Annotated in this window: 19 protein-coding genes; 13 read left to right on the top strand and 6 right to left on the bottom strand. The window is 58.9% G+C overall.

Going from position 1 to position 22,138, the window contains the following annotated elements; translation table 11 throughout:
- Positions 1–8: 8 nt before the first annotated feature.
- From H7B67_RS29615 to H7B67_RS29630, 4 genes are all read right to left on the bottom strand, one after another.
- Complete coding sequence (locus tag H7B67_RS29615) at positions 9–1,742, bottom strand: outer membrane protein assembly factor BamB family protein (protein WP_185123513.1); 1,734 nt, start codon at positions 1,740–1,742, stop codon at positions 9–11.
- Positions 1,743–1,921: 179 nt separating this feature from the next.
- Positions 1,922–2,188, bottom strand: a complete 267-nt coding sequence (locus H7B67_RS29620; protein ID WP_185123514.1) for a hypothetical protein — start codon at positions 2,186–2,188, stop codon at positions 1,922–1,924.
- Between the two features lie 174 nt (positions 2,189–2,362).
- Complete coding sequence (locus tag H7B67_RS29625) at positions 2,363–2,641, bottom strand: DUF2653 family protein (RefSeq protein WP_185123515.1); 279 nt, start codon at positions 2,639–2,641, stop codon at positions 2,363–2,365.
- A gap of 5 nt (positions 2,642–2,646) precedes the next feature.
- The gene (locus tag H7B67_RS29630) at positions 2,647–3,093 is read right to left on the bottom strand and encodes a hypothetical protein (RefSeq protein ID WP_185123516.1); all 447 of its coding nucleotides are present in this window, start codon (positions 3,091–3,093) and stop codon (positions 2,647–2,649) included.
- 165 nt (positions 3,094–3,258) lie between these two features.
- Between H7B67_RS29630 and H7B67_RS29635 the strand changes: the two genes are divergently transcribed.
- The gene (locus tag H7B67_RS29635) at positions 3,259–3,822 is read left to right on the top strand and encodes a DUF309 domain-containing protein (RefSeq protein WP_185123517.1); all 564 of its coding nucleotides are present in this window, start codon (positions 3,259–3,261) and stop codon (positions 3,820–3,822) included.
- On the top strand, positions 3,819–4,457 hold the full coding sequence (locus tag H7B67_RS29640) for a DNA-3-methyladenine glycosylase family protein (protein WP_185123518.1): 639 nt from the start codon (positions 3,819–3,821) through the stop codon (positions 4,455–4,457). Before H7B67_RS29635 ends, H7B67_RS29640 begins: the two co-directional genes overlap by 4 nt.
- 68 nt (positions 4,458–4,525) lie before the next feature.
- On the opposite strand, the gene H7B67_RS29645 is transcribed toward H7B67_RS29640, so the two are convergent.
- Together H7B67_RS29645 and H7B67_RS29650 are read right to left on the bottom strand one after the other, a co-directional pair.
- Positions 4,526–5,113 (bottom strand): beta-class carbonic anhydrase, encoded by a 588-nt coding sequence (locus tag H7B67_RS29645; RefSeq protein WP_185123519.1) that lies wholly within the window; start codon positions 5,111–5,113, stop codon positions 4,526–4,528.
- A gap of 39 nt (positions 5,114–5,152) precedes the next feature.
- Entirely contained in the window at positions 5,153–5,494 is a 342-nt protein-coding gene (locus H7B67_RS29650; RefSeq protein ID WP_185123520.1) for an iron-sulfur cluster biosynthesis family protein, read from the bottom strand.
- Between the two features lie 121 nt (positions 5,495–5,615).
- Between H7B67_RS29650 and H7B67_RS29655 the strand changes: the two genes are divergently transcribed.
- The 11 genes from H7B67_RS29655 to H7B67_RS29705 all read left to right on the top strand — a co-directional run bounded on the left by H7B67_RS29655 (position 5,616) and on the right by H7B67_RS29705 (position 22,113).
- Positions 5,616–7,145 (top strand): carboxypeptidase M32, encoded by a 1,530-nt coding sequence (locus H7B67_RS29655; protein WP_185123521.1) that lies wholly within the window; start codon positions 5,616–5,618, stop codon positions 7,143–7,145.
- A gap of 259 nt (positions 7,146–7,404) precedes the next feature.
- Complete coding sequence (locus tag H7B67_RS29660) at positions 7,405–7,965, top strand: outer spore coat protein CotE (RefSeq protein ID WP_185123522.1); 561 nt, start codon at positions 7,405–7,407, stop codon at positions 7,963–7,965.
- A gap of 212 nt (positions 7,966–8,177) precedes the next feature.
- Complete coding sequence (locus H7B67_RS29665; protein ID WP_185123523.1) at positions 8,178–9,737, top strand: putative amidoligase domain-containing protein; 1,560 nt, start codon at positions 8,178–8,180, stop codon at positions 9,735–9,737.
- A 127-nt stretch (positions 9,738–9,864) separates the two neighbouring features.
- Complete coding sequence (fni, locus tag H7B67_RS29670) at positions 9,865–10,923, top strand: type 2 isopentenyl-diphosphate Delta-isomerase (protein WP_185123524.1); 1,059 nt, start codon at positions 9,865–9,867, stop codon at positions 10,921–10,923.
- A 183-nt stretch (positions 10,924–11,106) separates the two neighbouring features.
- Positions 11,107–13,812, top strand: coding sequence for a DNA mismatch repair protein MutS (mutS, locus tag H7B67_RS29675; protein WP_185123525.1), 2,706 nt, complete (start codon positions 11,107–11,109; stop codon positions 13,810–13,812).
- A complete protein-coding gene (locus tag H7B67_RS29680) occupies positions 13,809–15,224 on the top strand; it encodes a S41 family peptidase (protein ID WP_185123526.1) in 1,416 nt (471 codons plus the stop codon). Before mutS ends, H7B67_RS29680 begins: the two co-directional genes overlap by 4 nt.
- Before the next feature lie 45 nt (positions 15,225–15,269).
- Complete coding sequence (gene mutL / locus H7B67_RS29685; RefSeq protein ID WP_185123527.1) at positions 15,270–17,285, top strand: DNA mismatch repair endonuclease MutL; 2,016 nt, start codon at positions 15,270–15,272, stop codon at positions 17,283–17,285.
- The gene (locus tag H7B67_RS29690; RefSeq protein ID WP_185123528.1) at positions 17,285–18,076 is read left to right on the top strand and encodes a class I SAM-dependent methyltransferase; all 792 of its coding nucleotides are present in this window, start codon (positions 17,285–17,287) and stop codon (positions 18,074–18,076) included. Before mutL ends, H7B67_RS29690 begins: the two co-directional genes overlap by 1 nt.
- Positions 18,063–19,085 carry a tRNA (adenosine(37)-N6)-dimethylallyltransferase MiaA gene (miaA, locus tag H7B67_RS29695; protein WP_425353923.1) on the top strand — a complete coding sequence of 341 codons (1,023 nt, stop codon included), beginning with the start codon at positions 18,063–18,065 and terminating at the stop codon, positions 19,083–19,085. Before H7B67_RS29690 ends, miaA begins: the two co-directional genes overlap by 14 nt.
- A gap of 27 nt (positions 19,086–19,112) precedes the next feature.
- Positions 19,113–19,355 carry an RNA chaperone Hfq gene (gene hfq / locus H7B67_RS29700; RefSeq protein ID WP_185123529.1) on the top strand — a complete coding sequence of 81 codons (243 nt, stop codon included), beginning with the start codon at positions 19,113–19,115 and terminating at the stop codon, positions 19,353–19,355.
- Between the two features lie 157 nt (positions 19,356–19,512).
- Positions 19,513–22,113 carry a transglycosylase domain-containing protein gene (locus H7B67_RS29705; RefSeq protein ID WP_185123530.1) on the top strand — a complete coding sequence of 867 codons (2,601 nt, stop codon included), beginning with the start codon at positions 19,513–19,515 and terminating at the stop codon, positions 22,111–22,113.
- Positions 22,114–22,138 lie beyond the last annotated feature (25 nt).

Genomic DNA, 22,138 nt, shown 5'->3' on the forward strand with positions numbered 1-22,138 from the left:
CGTCGTCGTTAACCCGAGTGCGCGTTGCCCGTCTCGGCTTGTCCGGCTTGACCTTGCGTCTTGTCGCCGCCAAGCCCGAACACGTGAACCATCGGCTTCGTTCCGCCGGTGGTGAAGGCGATGTATTCCTTGCCGTCGACCGTGAAGATCGATGGCGCCGCCTGTACGCTATTTCCCGTCGTCTGGAATGTCCAGATCACCTTGCCCGCCTTGATATCGAGCGCGTTGATCTTGCCGTCCAGCTCGCCGAAGAACGCCAAGCCCGAATCCGTGCTCGTCAAGCCGCCTCGCTGTGCATCGGTCGTCTTGATCTGATAAGCTTTCTTGCCGGTAGCCACGTCGATCGCGGTTACCGTCCCGTATCCTTTAACGTCCGTCACCGCTTCGTACGAGGTGCCGAAGGCCGCCGCGCCCGGTGAATCCGGAGTGCTTGCTTCCGCTTCGGTCTTCGCCGATTTGTAAAGGGAAGGTTCTTCGATGCCCGGAATCAAGACATAATTCGTATTGGGGTCGTAAGTCTCGGGAGCGTAATTCTCGCCGCCGAGCACGCCGGGATAGCTGACCGTGCCTTCGGGCGTCGGATCCTTCTTATCGATCTTGGTGAAAGGAACCTTGTCCCACACCGTATCTCCCGTAGCGGCGTCCCAGGCGAACCATAATCCGGACTTGCCTCCTTGCACGACAAGTTTCTTCTTCGCTCCTTTGACCGTGGCGTTAATGATCATCGGAGAGGCTGCGGCGTCATAATCCCACATGTCGTGACTGACTTCCTGCTTGGCCCAAACGAGCTTGCCTGTCATCGCGTTCACGGCTACGACCGAGTCGGTGTACGGGTTGTCTCCCGGGCGATTCTCGCCATAGAAGTCCGGAGCCGGATTGCCCGTCGAGAAGTACATAATGTCGGTTTCTTCGTCGATCGCGACGGGATTCCACACCGTTCCGCCGCCTTGGAAGGCGCTCTTCGCCAGCCAATCCTGGCCTTTGGGCGGCACGGTCCAGAACGGAGAATCCCAAGCCGGCGTCAGGTCGCTCGCCTTGAACGCGGCTACGAAGCCGCGGACGCCGTTGTCGCTGCCGCTGCTTCCGATATAAACGTTGCCCTTGTAATATTGGGGGGCGGTCGTCTCGTAATATCCGTTCTCGATAGTGACCCCGTCGATATAATCGGATAGCTTGATCATCTTGATCAGCTCGCCGGTCTTCTGATCCAAGGAGACCAGCGAATTGTCGACCGCCAGCATAAATACTTTGCCTTCGCCTACCGCTACTCCCCGATTGGCGATGATCCCCGCTTTCGAGAAGTTGGCCGCCTGCTCGGCTTCCGGTTTCCAATGCCAGATCGTATTCCCTGTCGCCGCATCGAACGCGAATACCTGGTTGCCCGCCGTCGTTACATACATGATGCCGTCGACGACAACCGGATAAGACTGATTCCCGTTCTTGACATCCGCGTCCAGCGTCTTTAAGTCCGCAGACCAAATCACGCCCAGATCGTTCACGTTATCGGCGGTGATCTCCTTGAAGGGGACGTGCCGATTGTTGGCCAGCGTGTACCCGTAAGAACCCCAGTTTTCGAAGGACGTGCCGGTCGCGCCGGTCGCGGTCGGGCTGTTCGTCGCGGACGCAGTCCCCGTTGCGGTGGGCGAGGGGGACGCATTATTGGCGTTGTTGTTCGTGGCGCAGCTGCTAAGCACCAATAATAGGCTTAACGCCGTTCCGACTGTGGCATGTGTTTTCTTCACGGTTGTAACCTCCAAGATGGATGGGTGGTATGCGTCGTCTTCATACTTCTATGGAAGATCTCCCGATAGGTAATCTTCGTTGAATATGGTATTTCCAATCTGGCTTAATTTATGTAAAAAAAGCCCTCGCGCCTTCCTATTAGGAAGACGAAAGGGCAGAAGGGCATCTTGCTCGTAATTTAAGATAGGGTTCCTTGGTTCGCTGCGCCGTTCGCTTCGATAGCGCCGTTGGCTTCGATAGCGCCGGCGGTATCCTTAGCGTCCCTTTGGTCGTAGAGCTGCCCGAGCTTCCAGCCGATCGCGATATTCACGACCGCCATTGCCGAGAATAGAACGACGTCTCCCCAAGGCTCCGGAAGCAAGAAGTCGGCCAGGAGCCAACCGCCGGTCATGGAGATTCCCATCAACGCGCCTTTTACGGGCGATTTCAAGAATGCTCTAGCCATTCGCATACCTCCCGTGTTCGTTTAACCAATCCGAATGAATCTTGGTTCCCTCATCGGATTGTATGTCGAGGACAAGAGCGTTTATGCCGATCGGCGGCAGCAAACGAAACGGGCGTTAACGGCAGGAAATCCTGCTGCTAACGCCCGAGCGGTCGTTCGATCAAACCCGTTCGATTAATTCTCGATATTCGCCCAGATCTCGTCGTCGACCTCGAGGGTAATCTGAGAAGGGTAGGCGCGGATTTGGTATTCGTTCATGACATATCGCATAATCGATTCCTTCAGATTCGCCTCGATGAGGAAGCGGCTGCGCCCTTGCACCCAGACCTCGGCGGAGAAGCCTTGTTCTTCGTCCCATAGGAGCTCGACCTCGACGGCGGAGACGGGAACCTCGTGCCGTTCCGCCATATGAAGGCATACGGCGTTGACGATCTCGTCCATCGTAATTCTCATGGGGATTACCAGCGACGAGCGTCGTTAGGGCGTTGCGGCTGTTGGTCGCGCTTGCGTCGGATCGAGACGAACACGGCGCGGATAACGGCAATCAGAGCGAAGATCGCGAGCAGGTTAATGATCAAGCCAAGGAAGTCTCCGAAGAAGCCCATTCCGCTGAACATCGTGCCGAAGAGCAAGCCCGCGATACCGCCGATCATAAGGCCCTTCATCAAGCTGCCGCCGCTGAAGAAGCCGCGATTCGCGTTGGTCGTGCCGGCCGTGCTTCCCGTCTTGGTGCTTGTGCCGCTATTGCTTTTCGACACGTTATCTTGAGCCTTGGATGGCGTTTGGGAGAACGATTTTTTGCCGGAGCTGAACGATTTCCTAGCGGCGTCCGCCGAGTCGGCCGGAACGCTAACGGCCACAAACAGCGCGAACAAGCTGAAGATTAGCAATGCTTTTTTCCACATGGTGAATAACTCCTCCTGATTAATGCTTCATTTTTTATTTGTCTTCGAGGGTATATACGAGCGGACAGGCAGTCGGTTTCAGGAAAAGGATGCCGATCTCAAAAGAATCGGTTATGCTGTAAATACCGTCGACGGGGAAGCGGCGGAGAATGACCGAGGAGTTCGATGACTTTGACGATAACGCCTTATCCGGAAGCTTTGGTGGATTATTTGGCGGAATATTACGGATCTCGGGATTTCTTCGAATGCCACGAGATCATGGAGCATCATTGGAAGGAAGAGAAAGGCTCGCGTTATGAGGAGTGCTGGCTCGTGCTGATTCGAATTGCCGTTTTCCAGTATCATGCCCGAAGGGGCAACGGGGAAGGCGCTTTTAAACTGCTGCATAAAGCCGCTCGGGAGATCGATCCGGACAGGATGAACGAGATCGGTCTGAATGGGTTAATGCTTAAGGCTCAGCTTGATTCGCTGAAGCGGCGTTGGGTCGATCCGTCCGGCGTTGCCTATGAGGAGCTCGATATTCCCGTTCGGAACCAAGACCTATTAAAGCTCGCCCAAGAACGCTGCTTCCTGAGAGGGTGGAAGTGGGGAACGCCGCTGGAGGAATTGGACATCTCCATCATCGATCGGCATTTGCTCCGAGACCGTACGGAAGTCATTGAAGAAAGAGAGCGGTCGGCGAAGAGAAAGGCGGAGCGGCAGGGCGAAGAGAAGGAGGAAGGGTTATGAAGAGGATCTATGAATACGGGCAAACGGAGATCGATCATCTCTCCACGGCGGATCCGGTCCTGGGAGCGGCCATTCGTCGGATTGGAAAAGTAGAGCGTCAAGTCATCCCCGATCCCTTTGTCTCCCTGGTCGATTCGATCGTCTCCCAACTGATCTCGAACAAGGCAGCCGAAGCGATCTGGAATCGGTTGATCGCCCATTTCGGGGAGCTTACGCCCCAGACGCTCGCCGAAGCGTCGCCGGAACAGCTGCGCGCTTGCGGAACGACCACGAAGAAGGCGGAAGCGATCGTCGGCATCGCCCGGAAAATCGTGGCGGGAGAGCTTCGGATCGATCGTCTTCGAGAGATGGCCGACGAGGAAGTCGTCGATTACTTAATGGCTCTGAAAGGCGTCGGGAGATGGACCGCGGAGATGGTGCTGATCTTCTCGCTTGCGCGGCCGAACGTCGTCAGCTGGGGAGATGTCGCCATTCGGCGAGGAGTGATGAAGCTGCATGGGCTCGATTCCTTGACCCGGGAGCAATTCGACGAGCTGACGAGCCCGTATTCGCCGTATGGAACGGTGGCTTCGCTGTATCTGTGGGCGATCGCCCATCTCCCGGAGTCGGAATTCAGGGAGCAAGGAATGACGTAAGGGGCTTATAATGGAAGAAAGACCGTTCCGCCTCGGTCGGGCGAACGGTCTTTTTGAATTATGGCGCATTAAATAGCCGGTTCTTCTTGCTTCAAATATTCGTATCCGTCGACAACCCATTCCAGGGCTCCCGTCTTCGGATCGATGATCATGCCGTGAACCGGCGTTCCGGGAGGCAAAAGCGGGTGCTTGCGAACGATATCGACGCTTTTCTCCACGCTCGCCTGAACGTTCTCGAAACCGGTCAGCCACTTGTCGAAGTCGAATCCGGAATGGTGCAGGGTCTTGATCGTTTGGGACGGAATGCCTCGTTCGACCATATGGCCGACGACCGTCTTCGGGTCGATCCCCGTCATCCCGCAATCGTGGTGGCCGCAGATGACGACTTCGTTCGCGTTCAGCTCGTAGAGCGCGACGATTACGCTTCGCATGATGTTGCCGAAAGGAGCGGTAATGATGGCGCCGGCATTCTTGATGACCTTCGCGTCGCCGTCGTGGATGTTGAATGCTTTGGGAAGCAGCTCCGTCAAACGGGCGTCCATGCATGTAACGATCACAAGGCGCTTATCGAGAGGCTTTTTCGGCCAATACTGCTCGTACTCTCCGTTCTCCACGAAAGCTCGGTTATGGGCTAGAATCTCGTCAATTCTTCTCATAATTACCTCCTGAATTCGATTGCGCGGCCGTCTTAAGGCTTATCTGGCGGCTTGCGAAAGTCTCATGTCTCGTACGGCCAGCCGGTTCGTGTAAATCTGACTGTCGCTCGCCAAAGCGAATGTACGGTATTGCTCGTTATAAGCGATGCGCATACGCTCATCGAAGAAGATCGCGTGTCTAGGCTCGTACCATACCGCAAACGGTTCGCTAACCGCTTGAACGTCCTCTTTCTCCGGGGCGTCTACCGCCCACAGAACGGGCACCCCGCTAACCGAGCAGCCGCAGCCCTCGGAATCCGACACCAGCTTGTAGATCGCGTTCGAATCGCCGAATCTGGCCGCGAGAGCATGAACGGCTTCTTGGCTCCATTCTATGATCATAGCGCACATCCTCTCCTTAGACGAGCCTTTTAGCCGCGTCCGTCCATTATGTTGATTATAAATTTCGCGAAAGGTATGATCAAGAGGAAACGGATTTTCGTTGGGGAAGGATGGGAATAAAATGAGCGACATCAAGGACGCGTCGGACCCGAAGCTGGAACGCTTCCGCGAGCTGACGAAGCAAATCAAACAATACGAAGAGATTCTGGCCGCGATTTATTGGGATATGAGGACAGGCGCTCCGCGCAAGGGAATCGGGCTCCGTTCGGAAGCCTACGGCACGCTGTCCGCCGAGACGTTCCGCCTCTCCACGTCGGCCGAGATGGGAGAATTGCTCGATCATCTCTCGCAACCGGAAGCGATAGGCGCGTTAGGGGCGATCGACCGCAAGCAAGTGGAGGAGACTCGCAAGGACTACGAACGAAACCGCAAGCTGCCTCCGGAGTTGTACCGGGAATACGTCGTCCTGACCTCGCAAGCGGAATCGGCGTGGGAGGAAGCGAAGCGGCGCGACGATTATCCGGGCTTCGAGCCTTACTTGGAGAAGATAATCGACTTTAATCGCAAGTTCATCGAATTGTGGGGAGTCAAGGGGACGCCTTACGACACGCTGCTCGATATATACGAGCCGGGGATGACGACCTCGGAGCTGGACCGGCTGTTCGGCGAATTGAGAGCAAGGCTCGTTCCGCTTGCGGACGCGATCGCTTCCCGCGGGGATAAGCCGGATACGAGCTTCCTCCGAGGCACCTTCGATATCGCCGCGCAGAAGAGGTTCAGCAAGTTCATTCTGACTCGGATGGGCTTCGACTTCGAAGCGGGACGGCTGGACGAGAGCGTTCACCCGTTCGCGACGGGTCTCAATCCCGGCGACGTGCGGATCACGACCCGATACCTGGCCGACGATCTCACCAGCGCGCTGTTCGGATCCATCCATGAGGGCGGCCACGCGCTCTATGAGCAGAATATAGCACCGGAGCTGGCGGGAACGCTGCTCTGCACCGGCACCTCGATGGGGATCCACGAGTCGCAGTCCCGGCTGTGGGAGAACATGGTCGGCAGAAGCCTAAGCTTCTGGAAGCAATTTTATCCCGAGCTGCAGAAGCAGTTCCCGGGACAGCTCGACAACGTCGGCGTGGAGCAATTCTATCGCGGCATCAACGTGGTCGAGCCTTCCCTGATTCGGATCGAAGCCGATGAGCTCACCTACAACCTGCACATCATGATCCGTTACGAGATCGAGAAGATGATCTTCAATGAGGGCTTGTCCGCCAAGGAGCTTCCCGAAGTATGGAACGCCAAGTACAAAGAGGCTCTAGGCATCGTTCCGGGAAGCGACGCCGAAGGCGTCCTGCAGGACGTTCACTGGTCGGGCGGCTCGTTCGGCTATTTCCCATCGTATTCGCTTGGGAATATGTACGCGGCACAAATCATGAACAAAGCGAAGACGCTGCGCCCGGATCTCGAAGAGAGAATCGCCGCGGGCGAGTTGGCTCCTCTCAAGGAGTGGCTGACGGAGGGCGTATACCGTCACGGCAAGATGAAGAATCCGTCAGAGATTATCGAGAGCATAACCGGCGAATCGCTGAAGTCGGCTTTCCTGTGCGATTATCTGGAGACCAAGTATCGCGAGATCTATCGATTGGGCTGAGGAAATAAGTTCGGAAGAGGGAATAAGACGCCGCCCGCCCGAATATTCTTCCACCGAAAGGCTTCGCGCGAGCCAGGCTGAGGAGGATGAGGGCGGATCCGCCGGTCCGGCGATTACCGAAATGCAATCTTTAGTCATCTTCTAAGCAACAAGTCATAGAATGGAAGGGAAAAGCTTGTGCACGGAGACATTTTAGTCACTCTAGACGAATGTCCTGCATAGACTTAATTGACTTGATTGTATGGAGGAGGTCTACCGAATGGCTATTGCGGATAAACGGCTGCAACGCAGGGAAATCATCACGAAAGCGGTTTGCGGCAAAGGCCGGAAATTCTCGACGATTACCCACACCGTGACGCCGCCGCACCATCCTTCCAGCATTCTGGGAGCATGGATCATCAATCACCAATACGAAGCGGCAAAATCGGGGGGCGGAATCGAGGTAATCGGGTCTTATGATATCAACATCTGGTATTCTTACGACAAGAACTCGCAGACCGACGTAGCCAAGGAAACGATCTCCTACGTTGAGCTCGTGCCCCTGTCTTATGTAGATCCGAGGCACCGCGCATCCACGGAGGAAGTGTCGGCGGAAGCCACGCAAGAACCGAACTGCGTCGAAGCGACCATCAGCTCCGGCGGAAGCTCCGTGCTCATCCGCGTCGAGCGCGAGTATGCCGTCGAGATGGTAGCCGAGACGAAGGTCATGGTCATCGTCGACCCGACCGGCTTCGACGACGATGCCAAGGATGCCGACTTCGGGCTGGAAGACGGCGATTACGAAGATCTCGACTCGGACCTGCTGGAAGACGATCTGTAAGCGGCCCGTGGCACGGTCGGTACTTAAGCTTATGCCGGTGCGGGAGAACGCGCGAGGGCGAGTGCCCTGTCGTATCATCGAAAATAGCCTATTCTTCACGGTGCGGACGCATAGCCGCACCGGAGCGCAAATCGGGAAGGGTCATTCGGCTTCGGCGCCTATACGCCGGCGGGACGGCCCTTCCCGTATTTTTCCTGCGGAGGAGGCGGCCTGTGGCTGGACGCGTGTGGCTTCTTAGGGACGAGAGCGGACGATTGGACACGGCGGCGGGAATAGCCGGCGTCATGGATGGAACGCCCGGGCCCGAGGAGAGTCTCCGAGGGGATGTCCTCATTCGGCTGGGAAGAGGCGATCTTCCGTCGAGCCTTCGTCTCGGACAAGCGGCCGAGGCATGGATCTGGAACGAGAGGGCGGAACATGTCGCTTCGCTGGGTAACGAAGAAACGGCGAGACGCCTTCGGCGGGAGGGCTTCGTAACGGCGCTGCCGGCAGGTCGACCGTCGGAAGGCAGGGCGACAGCAAGCGGAACGAATACGGGCCGAACCTTTACAAACAGAACCGTAATCGGCAGGGGAACGGCAAGCTGGCCGAGCGCAGCATACGAAAGGGAAACCCGGAGAGATCGGGACCGTGCTCCTCGCTCTTCCGTTCTTGGAGGCGGCTTCGATCCGATCGGAAGCTCCGGCTTCTTTCGCGTCTGCGTCTTTGGGCTGGATACCGCTCTCGTCGATCCTTTGCCGGTAGATTTCAGGAGGCCTCTGGAGCTGGAGAGAAGGCTTGCCCGCGCGTCGGCCCGGGCTCTGTACGCGCTGGGCTTGGATAGCGGAACCGTCGGCTGGCGAGTCGGACGCGGAGGCAGATTAGGCGCCATCGTCAGCCTTTCTCCATGGATCGAAGAGAGAGGCGAGGAATGGCCGGAGCTGCTTCGCGAGAGGCTGAAGAGGTTCGCGGATTCTTGGAGCAGGGAGGCCCGGCAGCCGGTACGGGTTCGGCTCGGGGCGGACCCGGAATTCGTGCTTCTGTCCCCGGCCGGCAAGGTCGTCCCGGCATCGAGGTATCTGCCGAAGCGCGGCTCCGCGGGCTGCGACGCGATGCGGGTCGGGGGCACGCTGCGCTGGCCGCTCGCGGAGCTGAGGCCGGAGCCGGCCGAAGAGCCGAGGGAGCTGGCGACTTCGATCCGCCGCCTGCTCGCGCTTGCGGCCGGCCGGACGGCCGGGGCGGCCGTGCGCTTCCGCGCCGGGGCGGCTCCGGTGCGCGGGCTGCCGCTCGGCGGCCATCTCCACGTGAGCGGAGCGGCGCTCACAGGGGAGCGATTGCGCGCGCTCGACAACGCCGTCGCGCTTCCGCTTCGGCTGCTGGAGCCGCCGGAGGCGAACCGGCGTCGTCCGCGCTACGGCTCGCTGGGCGATTACCGCTCGAAGAGCCACGGGGGCTTCGAGTACCGCACGCCGCCGAGCTGGCTCGTGTCCCCGACGTTAACCAGGGGGACGCTAGCTCTCGCCAAGCTGGCGTCGGAGCATTCCCGCGAGCTGGCCGCGGACCGCCCTCTGGATGACGACAGGATGCGGGACGCCTTCTATGGAGGAGACCGGAGATCGCTTCTGGAAGGAGCGGAACGCGTCTATCGCTTGATTCGCTCGACATCTTCTTACTCGCTCTACCAAGAGGATATCGATCCGATCTTCAAAGCGATTCGCGAGAATCGGCATTGGGACGAGACGACCGACCTGCGCAAGAAGTGGCGCATTCCGTACGCGGCAGGTCCCGATTAAGGCCGCTTCGGCCCGGACGAGGAGTTGGTACTTTCGGTCCGTTGTGGTACCCTTGGAAGATAGAACGACTCGCTCTGCGGCAGGAAGACAGGCATGCGGCGGATAGCGGAACGAATGGGTGAAACGTATGGACGACAGGAACAAGGCCGAACCGGGAACGGGAGACACGGGGCGCCGCAAGAACGAGCACATCGAGATAAGCTTGAAGGAGGACGTGAACAGCCGTTTGACATCGGGCGGGTTCGACCGCTATCGCTTCCGCCATCAAGCATTGCCGGAAGTCAGCTTCGAGAGAATCGACACCTCCGCCTCCTTCCTCGGCAGAAGATTGGCCTTCCCGCTGCTTATCAGCTCAATGACGGGAGGCACGGAGGAGGCGGCCCGGATCAACCGGCATTTGGCCGAAGTCGCCGAGAAGAGGGGATGGGCGCTGGCGCTCGGATCCGGAAGGGCGGCATTGGAGAAGGAGGAAGCCATTCCTTCGTTCCAAATGAGACGGCTGGCGCCGTCCGTTCCGATCCTGGCGAACCTCGGCGCCGTTCAGCTCAGCCTCGGCTATGACGCAGACGATTGCCGCAGGCTCGTGGAACTTGCGGGAGCGGACGGATTGGTCCTACATCTAAACGGACTGCAAGAAATCTTTCAGCCGGAAGGCGACACCGACTTCAGCGGATTGCTTCGCCGCATCGAGAAGATTTGCCGCGAGGCCGAATTCCCCGTCGGAGTGAAGGAAGTCGGCTGGGGAATCGACGGCGGCAACGCGAGACGCTTGCTGGAGGCGGGTGTCCGGTTCATCGATGTCGCGGGCGCCGGAGGCACCTCCTGGAGCCAAGTGGAGAAAATGCGTCTGCGGGACGAGGTAAGGAGATTGGCCGCCGACTCCTTCGCGGATTGGGGAATCCCGACGGCGGAGTGCATTGTCGAAGCGCGAAGGGCCGCTCCTTCCTCCTGCCTGATCGGAAGCGGGGGGGTGAAGAGCGGGATCGACGCGGCCAAGGCGCTCGCGCTGGGAGCCGATCTGGCCGGGTTCGGGCGATCGCTGCTCGCCCACGCCGTCGATTCCGCGGACAGCCTGGATCTGCGGCTTTCCGTGATCGAATTCGAGCTGAGAGCGGCGATGTTCGGCATCGGAGCCCCCGATCTGTCCGCTCTGCGAACCACCGATCGTCTGACGGCAATAGGTTAACGTTAAGGATAAAGCTCGGACTTCGAAACTCTCCGTTCTTCTGGCTTCTTCTTCGGAAACGGACGAGACGCAGGCCGAGCTTTTTTGCTATAATAGTAGGATGTTAGAGTATTGATTCATTACTGTCATCGCGAGCCGATCGACGGCGAATGACGAACGGATTGCAACCGTAGGAGGATATCGATGGCCGGTTATACGCCGATGATGCAGCAGTACCTCTCCGTTAAAGCGGATGCGCAGGATGCGCTGCTTTTTTTTCGTTTGGGAGATTTTTATGAGATGTTTTTCGAGGATGCCGTCACGGCGGCCCGCGAGCTCGAGATCACGTTAACGGGGCGCGACGCCGGCCAAGAGGAACGGATTCCAATGTGCGGGGTGCCGTATCATTCCGCGGAAGGATACATAGCAAGACTGGTGGAAAAGGGCTACAAAGTCGCGATCTGCGAGCAAGTCGAGGATCCGGCCACGGCGAAGGGAGTGGTCCGGCGCGAGATCGTCCGTATCGTGACTCCCGGCACCGTCATGGAGACGAAGAGCCTGGGCGAAGGCTCGAACAACTTTATCGTCGCGGCGGCGGAGCAGGGCGGCCGCTTTGGCCTCGCGGCCTGCGACCTGACGACGGGCGAGCTGTACGCGACCTCGTTCCCGGTCTCGAAGGAGACCCTGCTGAACGAGCTCAACGTCTATCGCCCTTCCGAGGCGGTAGGAGACGTCGCTTCCCTTGCCAGACTGAGGGACGAGGCCGCCCGTACCGGCCAAACTCTGCTCTGCACGGAGCGGGAGCGCGTCGAGGATCCGGACGCGCGGCTGGCGGCGCAATTCCCGAAGGAGCATTGGGCCGCGCAGGAGAACGTCCGCAAGCTGGCGATCGCCCGTCTGATCGCCTACCTCGGCGAGACGCAGAAGCGTTCGCTCGGCCATCTTCAGACAGTGAAGTTCTACGATCCGAAGCAGTACATGGCGCTCGACGCTTACACCCGCCGGAACCTGGAGCTGACGGAGACCGTTCGCGACCGCTCCTGGAAGGGCTCGCTGCTCTGGCTGCTCGACAAGACGAAGACGGCGATGGGCACCCGGCTATTGAAGCGGTGGATCGACCAGCCGCTGCTCGACCGCGGCTCCATCGAGGAGCGGCTCGATGCCGTTGAAGCGCTGCATGGCCGCTGGATGGAGCGGGAGGAGCTTCGCGAAGAGCTCAAGGAAGTGTACGACCTGGAGCGGCTCGTCGGCCGAATCGCCTACGGAACGGCGAACGCCCGCGACTTGAACGCGCTTAAGGCGTCGCTGCAGCGCATTCCGGCCATCCGGGCCCTCTGCGAACGGCTGGATTCCGCGCCGCTCGCGAAGCTGGCCGGCGGGTTGGACGATTGTTCCGATCTGGCGGGCGCGATCGATGCCGCCATCGCCGACGATCCGCCGGTGTCGGTCCGCGAAGGCGGAATCATCCGGACCGGCTACGACGCGAAGCTCGACGAGCTTCATATCGCGAGCAGGAATGGGAAGACCTGGATCGCGGAGCTGGAGAGGCAGGAGCGCGAAGCGACCGGAATCAAGTCGCTGAAGATCGGCTTCAACAAGGTATTCGGCTATTATCTCGAAGTCACGAGGGCGAATCTCTCGGCCCTTCCCGAGGGCCGGTACGAACGCAAGCAGACCCTGGCGAACGCGGAACGGTTCGTCACCCCCGAGCTCAAGGAGAAGGAAGCTCTCATTCTCGAAGCCGAGGATCGGATGGTCGATCTCGAGTATTCCTTGTTCGCCGAGCTGCGGGACCGGATCGCGTCCCAGATTCCGAGGCTGCAGACGCTTGCGGAGCAGATCGCGTCGCTGGACGTTCTTCAGTCGTTCGCAGAGGTCGGCTCCGAGAAGAGATATACCCGGCCTAGATTCGATTCCGGCTACGGCCTCACGGTGAAGGAAGGACGGCATCCGGTCGTCGAAGCCGTGTCGGAGGGAGTGGCGTTCATTCACAACGACACCTCTCTCTCGAAGGAGGACGGTTCGATTCTCCTTATCACCGGCCCGAACATGGCCGGGAAGAGCACTTATATGCGCCAGGTGGCGATGATCTCGATCATGGCCCAGATCGGCTGCTTCGTTCCGGCGAAGCAGGCGGAGCTTCCGCTGATCGACCGCATCTTCACCCGGATCGGCGCGGCCGACGACCTGGTCGGCGGCCAGAGCACGTTCATGGTCGAGATGAAGGACATTCAAGTCATGACGGAGCAGGCGACGGAACGAAGCCTGATCATCATCGACGAGCTGGGACGCGGAACGTCGACGGACGAAGGAATGGCCATCGCCCAAGCCGTCATCGAATACGTACACGATGTAATCGGCTGCAAGGCGCTCGTCTCCACGCACTTCCATGAGCTCGCCAGGCTCGAGGAGACGCTGCCGTCGCTGCGCAACGGATGCATGGCCGTGAAGGAGAGCGCGGATGGCGTGACCTTCCTGCGCAAGCTGGTGGCCGGAGCGGCGGATTCCAGCTACGGGATTTATTGCGCCCAGCTGGCCGGATTGCCGCAATCGATCGTCTCCAGAGCCTACCATCTTCTGGAGAGCGCGGCGGCGATCGAGCACGTCGAGAACGTCGCGCCGCCGAGGATGAATCCGCCTGCGATCCGCGAAGGCGAAGCGGTCTATCAAGCTCGGCCGGACGACGCGCCTCCGATCGCCGCGGCTCCGGTTCCGGAGCCGGGAATCGTTCAACTGTCGATTTTCGAAGAGCCCGTTAAGCAAGAGAAAGGGAGAAAGGCATCGCCCGCCGCGGACAAGCTGGCCGATAAGCTTCGCAAGCTGGACATCATGCGAATGACTCCGCTGCAAGCCTTGGAGTGGTTGAACGACGCGCGCAATCAACTTATCGAGAACGGAGAGCCTTTATGAATAGTAAAAAACTTCGCCCCGCGCTCCTTTTGCTTACCTTGACCGGCATGCTGGCGAGCGCTGCGCCTTCGGCAACGGCCGCGACGGCCCAGCAAGTCGAGGACGTCAAGCAGATGCTCGAGCAGTACCATCTCGTTTCTCCGTCGGAAGAAGCGCTCAACGATGCCGCCATTCAAGGAATGGTCGATTCGCTGCAGGATCCTTATACGCAATATTTCTCGGAGGAAGAATGGACCTCTTTTAACAGCAGCCTCGAACAGGAATATGTCGGAATCGGGGTCGTGCTCCAGCAGGACCAGAATCAGATCTTCATCGAGAACGTGATAGACGGAAGCCCGGCCGCCAAAGCGGGCTTGAAGCCGGGTGACGCTCTTCTCTCGGTAAACAACGTGTCCGTTCAAGGCAAGTCGGTCGGCGACGCGATTACCAGCTTATCGGGGCTGGAAGGGAGCACGGTCCGGGTCGTCGTGGGACGCAACGGCGCTTCCGTCACGGCCGTCTTAACCAGAAGCAGCTTCCAATACCCGCTGGTCGTCTCGCAGTCGCTCGGCCAGAACGTTCAATATCTACAATTGACCCAATTCTCGACCGGCGCCGCGAATAAATTTAAGGAAGAGCTGACGAAGCTGGAGAATTCCGGCATCTCTTCTCTGATTATCGATCTTCGCGATAACAGCGGAGGATACCTGAACGAAGCGCAGGGCATCGCGGCGAATTTTATCAAGGAGGGCGTCCTCGCGCACCTGGTCGACAGCCAGGGAGCCGACGTGCCTCTCGAGATCGAGGGAACGGAGAAGTCCTATCCGGTCTACGTCCTGATCAACGGCTATTCGGCTAGCGCCTCCGAGCTGCTGTCCGGAGCCTTGAGGGATTACGGCGTCGCGAAGCTGATCGGTTCCCGGACTTACGGCAAGGGCGTCGTGCAGCAGCTTCTGCAGGTGCCGTCCGGCGGTTATCTGAAGGTGACGAACGAAGAGTATTACACGCCCAAAGGAATTCAAGTCGACAAGAAGGGATTGACTCCGGATATCGCGGTAGACGGCGAGGTTCAGCAGCTGATCGCGGCCTTCCGTCAAGCGGGCGGAACGAAGCTGACGCTGACGGCCGGCAAAGGCGCGGTCGTCGTCAACGGAGTCCGGACGTCCTATTCCGACTCGGTCGTCCGCAAGAACGGAACGGCTTTCCTCGATTTGAAGCTTGCCGCCGCCCTCTCCGGAGCGACGTTCGGCTACGAGAAATCGACGCAATCCATCGTTTTTAAGCGCAATAATCAGACCGTCCGCGTGAAATCGAATAAAGCGGGACTTTATATCGCGAACGGAACGACCTACGTAAGCCCGGCGCTGCTGGCTCAATGGGTTCCGGGGCTTCAATCCTCCGATTCGAACGGGCTGCTGAAGCTTAGCTTGTAGGGGATATCGAAATGCCAGCCGCGCGCTAAGAAAGGAGGAACAGGGATGGGAATCATCAAACTGCTGGATGAGCATCTGGCCAACCAGATCGCAGCCGGAGAGGTCGTGGAGAGACCGGCTTCCGTTCTCAAAGAATTGATCGAGAACGCCGTCGACGCCGGAGCCACGACCGTTGACGTGACGGCGGAGGATGGAGGCTTGACGCTGCTTCGAATCGTCGACAACGGTCGCGGCATCGAACCGGACGACCTGCGCACCGCCTTTCAGCGGCACGCCACGAGCAAAATCTCGTCCGGCAAGGATCTGTTCCAGATCGTCACGCTCGGCTTCCGCGGCGAAGCGCTGCCCAGCATCGCGGCCGTCGCCAAAGTCCGCTGCGTCAGCTCGATAGACGACAGCGGATTGGGCAGGGCGATCGAGATCGAGGGCGGCGCTATCAAGAAGGAAGAAGACGCCGCCGCGACGAGAGGAACCGACATGACGGTGCGGGAGCTGTTCTTCAACACGCCCGCCCGCCTCAAATACATGAGAACGGTGCAGACCGAGCTCGGCCATCTGTCCGACGTGATGTACCGGCAAGCTCTGTCCCGGCCGGATATCGCTTTTACGTTCAGCCATAACGGCTCGACGCTTCTGCGGACGACGGGCAACGGGGACTTGCGGCAAGTGGTAGCGGCCATCTACGGAACCGCTGCCGCCAAGGCGATGGTCGAGGTGAAGTCGGAGCACCTGGACTACAGCCTGACCGGCTTGACGGCCATGCCGCTGGAGACTCGCTCCAATCGGAACGCCATTACCATTCTCGTGAACGGAAGGTACGTGCGAAGCCCGGCGGTCGTGCAGCCTATGCTGCAAGCGTACCATACTCTGCTTCCGATCAATCGATTTCCGCTCTCGGTGCTGAACCTTCGCATGCACCCTACGCTTGTCGACGTTAACGTGCACCCGGCCAAGCTTGAGGTTCGCTTCAGCAAGGAGACCGAGCTTCGAGCCTTCATCGAGGAAGCGGTGCGCAAGGCGCTCGGGGAACAGACGTACATTCCTTCCGGCGCCGCCGTTCGCGCGCCGAAGACGCCATCCTGGGTGCAGGAGCAGATTCGCTTCCAAGTGAATCCGGAGAAGGATGCGGCCGCCGAACTCCCGAACGACGCAGCCAAGCCCATTCCTTCCGCTTACGATCGTCCGAGTGCTTCGGCTCCGGCATCGTCTTCATTGGAGGACCTCGTGCTTAAAGAAGCCCCGGCTCCGTCCCGCTATTCGGGCGAACCGAAGCCTCAGGAGCAGGGAGAGGCCGCGCGTCCGGCTCCAAGCTACAATCGTCCGGGCCCGGCAGCGCCGAATACGCCGTCCGGCGGTTCCTCCGTCCAGGCCTATTCGACTTACCGGACTTCCGCGGATCGCCAGAACGCCGAAGCGAAGATTCCGGAGAAGGTGTGGCAAGCGGCGTTCTCCGCGCCGGAGAAGGAAGCGAAGCAGGCTCAATTCCCCGAGCTGTATTGGGTCGGCCAAGCGCACGGAACTTATATCGTGGCGCAGAACGAGACCGGGCTCTACCTCATCGACCAGCACGCGGCCCATGAGCGGATTCATTACGAATATTTCTACGAGAAGTTCGGACGCCCCGAGGAGGCAAGCCAGGAGCTGCTGCTTCCGGTGACGCTCGGCTTCGCGCCCGACGAATACGAGGCCATTCGAACCAGAATAAAGTTATTCGAACAAGTCGGCGTATATCTGGAAGAGTTCGGGGGCAATACCTTTATTATCCGGGCGGTGCCCCATTGGCTTCCGGAAGGAGACGAAGCGGATATCGTGCGGGAGATGGCGGAGTGGGTCATCAAGGAGCGGGGAGTCGACCTGTTCAAGATTCGCGAGAAGGCGTCCATCCTGTGCTCTTGCAAAGCCTCCATCAAAGCGAACCAAGCGTTGTCCAGGGAAGCCGGCGAGATTCTGATCAAGCGGCTTGGCGCTTGCAGGCAGCCGTTTACCTGCCCGCATGGCCGTCCGATCGTCATCAGCTTCAGCACATACGAGCTGGAGAAAATGTTCAAGCGGGTGATGTAATGATCGTCACGACGATGGAGAAACCGCCCGCGGAAGTGATCGAACGCGCCAAGGGGCTCGCGGAAGAGCTAAGCAGCCGTTACGTTCCGAGAAGACGCGAAACCATACGAGGATTGGAGCGGGCCAAAGCCGACGCCCATGACGGGGTTCTTGTCGTCGGCCCGCAGGAGCTGAGGTTCGTTCATGGCGAAGAGCCGCCTTTGTTCTTCCATCCGAGCATGGCACTCATTCGAGTGAAAAGGCTGCGCGAAGGGGATACGGACTCGCTTCTCCGCGCAGCCCGGCCAAGTCCGGGAGATGTCGTTCTGGACGGCACGGCCGGTCTCGCATCGGATGCGTTGGTTCTGTCTTATGCGGTGGGCGAGTCCGGCAGAGTTATCGCGTTGGAAGCGTCGAAGGTGCTTCATACGGTCGTTCGCGAAGGGCTTCGCACCTATGACACCGGGATGGATGACGTTAACCGGGCCATGCGCAGAATCGAAGCCGTGCACGCCGAGCATTTGGCTTACTTAAAAGCGTTGCCGGATCGAAGCGTCGATATCGTCTTCTTCGATCCGATGTTCTCGAGGCCCGTGATGGAGTCGACCTCGATCCTGCCGCTTCGGACGGTAGCTCGCGACGAACGGCTGACTCCGGAGACGGTATCGGAAGCCTTGCGAGTCGCGCGCAAGCGCGTCGTGCTGAAGGAGCATCGGGACAGCAAGGAATTCGGAAGATTGGGCTTCGCGAAGAGCCGGCGAACGGCATCTTCGGTCGCTTACGGAGTGATGGAAGTTAATGATGTTAAATAATTCGGACGAGATTGTTAAACCTGATTCATTCGAAGCGGATGAAAGGCCGCCGCTCCTGGTGCTGGTCGGTCCGACGGCCGTCGGCAAGACCGCGCTCAGCTTAAAGCTGGCGAAGGCGCTAAACGCCGAGATCATAAGCGGGGATTCGATGCAGGTGTACCGGGGAATGGATATCGGAACCGCGAAGCTTCCTATCGAAGAGCGGGAAGGCATCCCCCATCACCTGATTGACATATGCGAGCCGTCGGAGACGTTCTCCGCGGCGGACTTCCAAGCCAAGTGCGCAGAGACGATCCGAGACATCCATTCGCGCGGCAAGCTTCCTTTTATCGTAGGGGGAACCGGCCTCTATGTGGAAGCGGTCTGCTACGGCTATCGGTTCCAAGAATACGGAAGCGACGAGGCCTTCCGGCAGCGCATGAGCGAATACGCGAAGCGATTCGGGGCGGAGGCTCTCCACGCGAAGCTCGCGGCCGTCGATCCGGCCTCCGCGGAGAAGCTTCACCCGAACGACGAAAGAAGGGTCATTCGCGCTCTCGAGGTGTTCGAGACGACGGGCCAGCCGCTATCCGAGCTCCAAAGCCAGAGCCGGGGCGACGCCAAGCGTTCTCCGTACAAGCTGTGCCTGATCGGCCTGACGATGGAGCGGGAGAGGCTGTACGACCGCATCAACGAACGCGTCGACCAGATGCTGGAGCAAGGGCTCGTGGAAGAAGTGAAAACCCTGATGTCCCAAGGAGTTCCCGTCTCCTCGGTTGCCCTTCAAGCTCTCGGGTACAAGGAGATCGTCGCCTATCTGACGGGAGAGCTCGATTACGAGTCGGCGGTTACGCTCCTCAAGAGAGACACCAGGCACTTCGCCAAGCGGCAGTTGTCGTGGTTCCGCCACATGAGAGAATTGCAGTGGGTCGATCTCGATACTCTTCCAAAAAACACCGAACTTTTCAAAGAGATCTGTGGTATAATAGCAGGAAAGTTTCCTTTCGATCTTGAATATACTTGTTCATAATCCATATGGCGATGGGGGTTACCAGTAATGAATAAATCCATAAACATCCAGGATACGTTCCTGAATCAACTGCGCAAAGACAGTGTCCCTGTCACCGTGTATTTGACGAACGGCTTCCAAATCAGAGGAGTTCTGCGCGCCTTCGATAACTTCACGATTATCGTCGACAGCGAAGGACGCCAGCAAATGATTTACAAGCACGCGATCAGCACCTTCATGCCTCAGCGCAGCATTTCTCTTCAGCAGCAGGATTCCGGTTCGGACGCCTAAACCGCGCCTGCTCCAGAGGAATAATGAAACTTTTCACCCCTTGATTGCGTCTAACAGAATAGACCGGCCACTCGAACAACCCTTCGAAGGGTTGTTCTTCTTTATGGCGGGGTAGAGAGAGAACAAAAGAGACATCCTGGAGTAAAGGGGAGATTTCATGAAATCCGCAGATCAGACACCCGGTAAACGAAGCAAATCGAACTCGCCCAAGCAAGCAGCCGGCAAAAAGAAGAAGAAACGCGGCAAGGTATGGCTTTGGCTCTTCTTCGTAGCGCTGCTAGGAGTCGTCTGTGCCGTCGTCGGATATTTGCTTGTCATTCTGAACGGGGAGAGAATCCTCAGCAGCAACGTCGACAAGCTTAACGATATGGATCAAGCATCGGTCATCGTCGATTCTTCCGGGACGGAGCTGTCCAAGCTGTACGTGTCGGGAGGCAACCGCGAGTACGTCATGATCAAGGACATTCCCGAGAAAGTGAGAGAAGCGTTCGTAGCGGTCGAGGACAAACGGTTCTACGAGCACAGCGGCATCGACCTCTGGGGCATCGGCCGGGCGCTCGTGAAGGATATTATCGCCCGCAGCGCGGTAGAAGGCGCAAGCACGATCACGCAGCAGGTGGCGAAGAATATCTTCCTGACCGCGGATAAGACTTTATTCCGGAAAGGGACAGAAGCGTCCATCGCCCTGGCGCTCGAGAATCATAAATCCAAGGACGAGATTCTGGAGCTTTATTTGAACCGAATTTACTTCGGGAAGGGACAATGGGGCATCAAGACGGCGGCGAAGTATTACTTCGACGTGGATGACCTTAACGATCTGAAGACTTGGCAGATCGCGACGCTCGTCGGCATTCCGAAGGGACCGAACGTCTACAATCCGATCAACAACCCGGAGAAGTCGCTTGAGCGCAGAGGCGTCGTTCTGTCGTTGATGGAGGAGCAAGGCCTCATCACCGAAGCGGAGAAGCAGGAGGCGATGGCGACCGAATACGTCCGCCCGGCTTCGGCGACAAGCAACTCGGAATATACGACCTATATCGATTATGTCGTCGACGAGGCGCAGGAAGTGACCGGTTGGGATGAAGAGAAGCTGCTGACCGGCGGCTATACGATCGTAACGACGATCAACACGGCCGCGCAGAAGGCGATGGAGAAGGAATTCGCGGACGATTCCAACTTCGAGAAGAGCGATGACGAGACGAAAATCCAAGGCGCGATGGTCATCATGGACCAGCACGACGGCTCGCTTGTCGCCATGGTCGGCGGAAGGGACTACGAGCAGAAAGGCTGGAACCGGGTGACGAAGGCCCGGCAGCCGGGATCGTCCTTCAAGCCGATCGTCTCCTACGGTCCCGCCATCGAGACCGGCGATTACTTCCCATGGTCTATCCTTCGGGACGATAAGACCTGTTACAACAACGGCAAGTACTGCCCGACCGATTCGAACGCGAAGAAATATATCGGAGCGGTCTCGATGGCCGACGCGATCAAGGAATCGCGCAACCAGCCGGCCGTCTGGCTGTTGAACGAGATCGGGGTGAAGACGGGCGTGAACTTCGCGGCCAAGCTCGGCATCGAGCTCGGTTCGGAAGACCGCAACCTCGCGATCGCGCTCGGCGGCTTGACGAACGGGGTTTCGCCGCTGCAGATGGTTACGGCCTACAGCACCTTCGCTAACGGAGGACAGCTGCAGAAGGCGCACAGCATCTCCAAGATCACGGATTCTACCGGCGAGACGGTCTACGAATTCAAGTCCAATGCCAAGCAAGTCATCAAGGAGACGACCGCTTATTACGTCACGGACATCATGAAGGGCGTCGTCTCCGGAGGCACCGGCACGAAGGCGAAGATCAGCGGACGGACGGTAGCGGGCAAGACGGGAACCACCCAGCTCGGCCTTCCGGGCGTATCCTCCAGCGGCAACCGCGATGTCTGGTTCGTCGGCTACACGCCGGAATGGACGGCGGCGGTCTGGATGGGGTACGACAAGACGGATGAGAAGCATTACGTGAAGAAGAGCAGCGGCCAAGCCGCCGCCTTGTTCTCGAAGGTGATGTCGGCCGGCCTCAAGAACGTGAAGAAGCAGACGTTCCCGACACCTTCCGAAGTTCAGAAGGAGGAACCGACGGCGCCGAACGCGATCCTGGGCCTTGTCGGCGAGTATAACAGCCAGGACGTGTCCGTCGAGCTGAATTGGACGGCCGTCGCCGGAGAAGGAATCACCTATAAGATTTACCGCAAGGACGACGCGGGAGCGGACTTCGCGCAGCTCGGCGAGTCGGCCGAACCTTCGTTTACCGACCTGGCGATTCTTCCGGAAGTTACGTATACGTACTACGTGACGGCCTACGACGCGAAGGAGAAGCTGGAGAGCGAGCCGTCCTCCCAGGTGACGGTCACGGTTACGACGGAGCTCGAATCGTCGCCGCCTCCGGAAGAGAGCCCTCCTCCGAGCGAGGAGCCTTCCGAGCCGCCGGTCGAGCAGCCGACGGAGTCGCCGGGAACGAACCCCGGCGATGGCGGCGTTAATCCCGGCGATGGCGGGGTCAATCCGGTTGAACCGGGCGGCTCGGATACTCCGAGCGAAACTCCGCCTCCAAGCGAATCTCCGTCCCTGCCGGCCAACGGCGGGGATGCCGGAACCGGGAACAACGGGAACGGCATTGGCAACGGGAATGGAAATGGAAATAGCAATGGGAACGGCAATAACGGAAGCGGAGCTGCAACGGGGGTCACGGCCACCGTCGTAACTCCATGATGAAGCCGAGGGGCAAGCGTACAGC

This window comes from Cohnella thailandensis, assembly GCF_014212135.1.
In the GTDB taxonomy this organism is placed as follows: domain Bacteria; phylum Bacillota; class Bacilli; order Paenibacillales; family Paenibacillaceae; genus Cohnella; species Cohnella thailandensis.

Excerpts from the sequence above, each read along its gene's own strand:
- H7B67_RS29645 (WP_185123519.1), bottom strand. The coding sequence starts at position 5,113 with ATGAGAAGAATTGACGAGATTCTAGCCCATAACCGAGCTTTCGTGGAG.
- H7B67_RS29620 (WP_185123514.1), bottom strand. The coding sequence starts at position 2,188 with ATGGCTAGAGCATTCTTGAAATCGCCCGTAAAAGGCGCGTTGATGGGA.
- H7B67_RS29625 (WP_185123515.1), bottom strand. The coding sequence starts at position 2,641 with ATGAGAATTACGATGGACGAGATCGTCAACGCCGTATGCCTTCATATG.
- H7B67_RS29635 (WP_185123517.1), top strand. The coding sequence starts at position 3,259 with ATGACTTTGACGATAACGCCTTATCCGGAAGCTTTGGTGGATTATTTG.
- H7B67_RS29660 (WP_185123522.1), top strand. The coding sequence starts at position 7,405 with ATGGCTATTGCGGATAAACGGCTGCAACGCAGGGAAATCATCACGAAA.
- hfq (WP_185123529.1), top strand. The coding sequence starts at position 19,113 with ATGAATAAATCCATAAACATCCAGGATACGTTCCTGAATCAACTGCGC.
- mutS (WP_185123525.1), top strand. The coding sequence starts at position 11,107 with ATGGCCGGTTATACGCCGATGATGCAGCAGTACCTCTCCGTTAAAGCG.
- H7B67_RS29705 (WP_185123530.1), top strand. The coding sequence starts at position 19,513 with ATGAAATCCGCAGATCAGACACCCGGTAAACGAAGCAAATCGAACTCG.
- H7B67_RS29650 (WP_185123520.1), bottom strand. The coding sequence starts at position 5,494 with ATGATCATAGAATGGAGCCAAGAAGCCGTTCATGCTCTCGCGGCCAGA.
- H7B67_RS29680 (WP_185123526.1), top strand. The coding sequence starts at position 13,809 with ATGAATAGTAAAAAACTTCGCCCCGCGCTCCTTTTGCTTACCTTGACC.
- miaA (WP_425353923.1), top strand. The coding sequence starts at position 18,063 with ATGATGTTAAATAATTCGGACGAGATTGTTAAACCTGATTCATTCGAA.
- H7B67_RS29690 (WP_185123528.1), top strand. The coding sequence starts at position 17,285 with ATGATCGTCACGACGATGGAGAAACCGCCCGCGGAAGTGATCGAACGC.
- mutL (WP_185123527.1), top strand. The coding sequence starts at position 15,270 with ATGGGAATCATCAAACTGCTGGATGAGCATCTGGCCAACCAGATCGCA.
- H7B67_RS29640 (WP_185123518.1), top strand. The coding sequence starts at position 3,819 with ATGAAGAGGATCTATGAATACGGGCAAACGGAGATCGATCATCTCTCC.
- H7B67_RS29655 (WP_185123521.1), top strand. The coding sequence starts at position 5,616 with ATGAGCGACATCAAGGACGCGTCGGACCCGAAGCTGGAACGCTTCCGC.
- fni (WP_185123524.1), top strand. The coding sequence starts at position 9,865 with ATGGACGACAGGAACAAGGCCGAACCGGGAACGGGAGACACGGGGCGC.
- H7B67_RS29630 (WP_185123516.1), bottom strand. The coding sequence starts at position 3,093 with ATGTGGAAAAAAGCATTGCTAATCTTCAGCTTGTTCGCGCTGTTTGTG.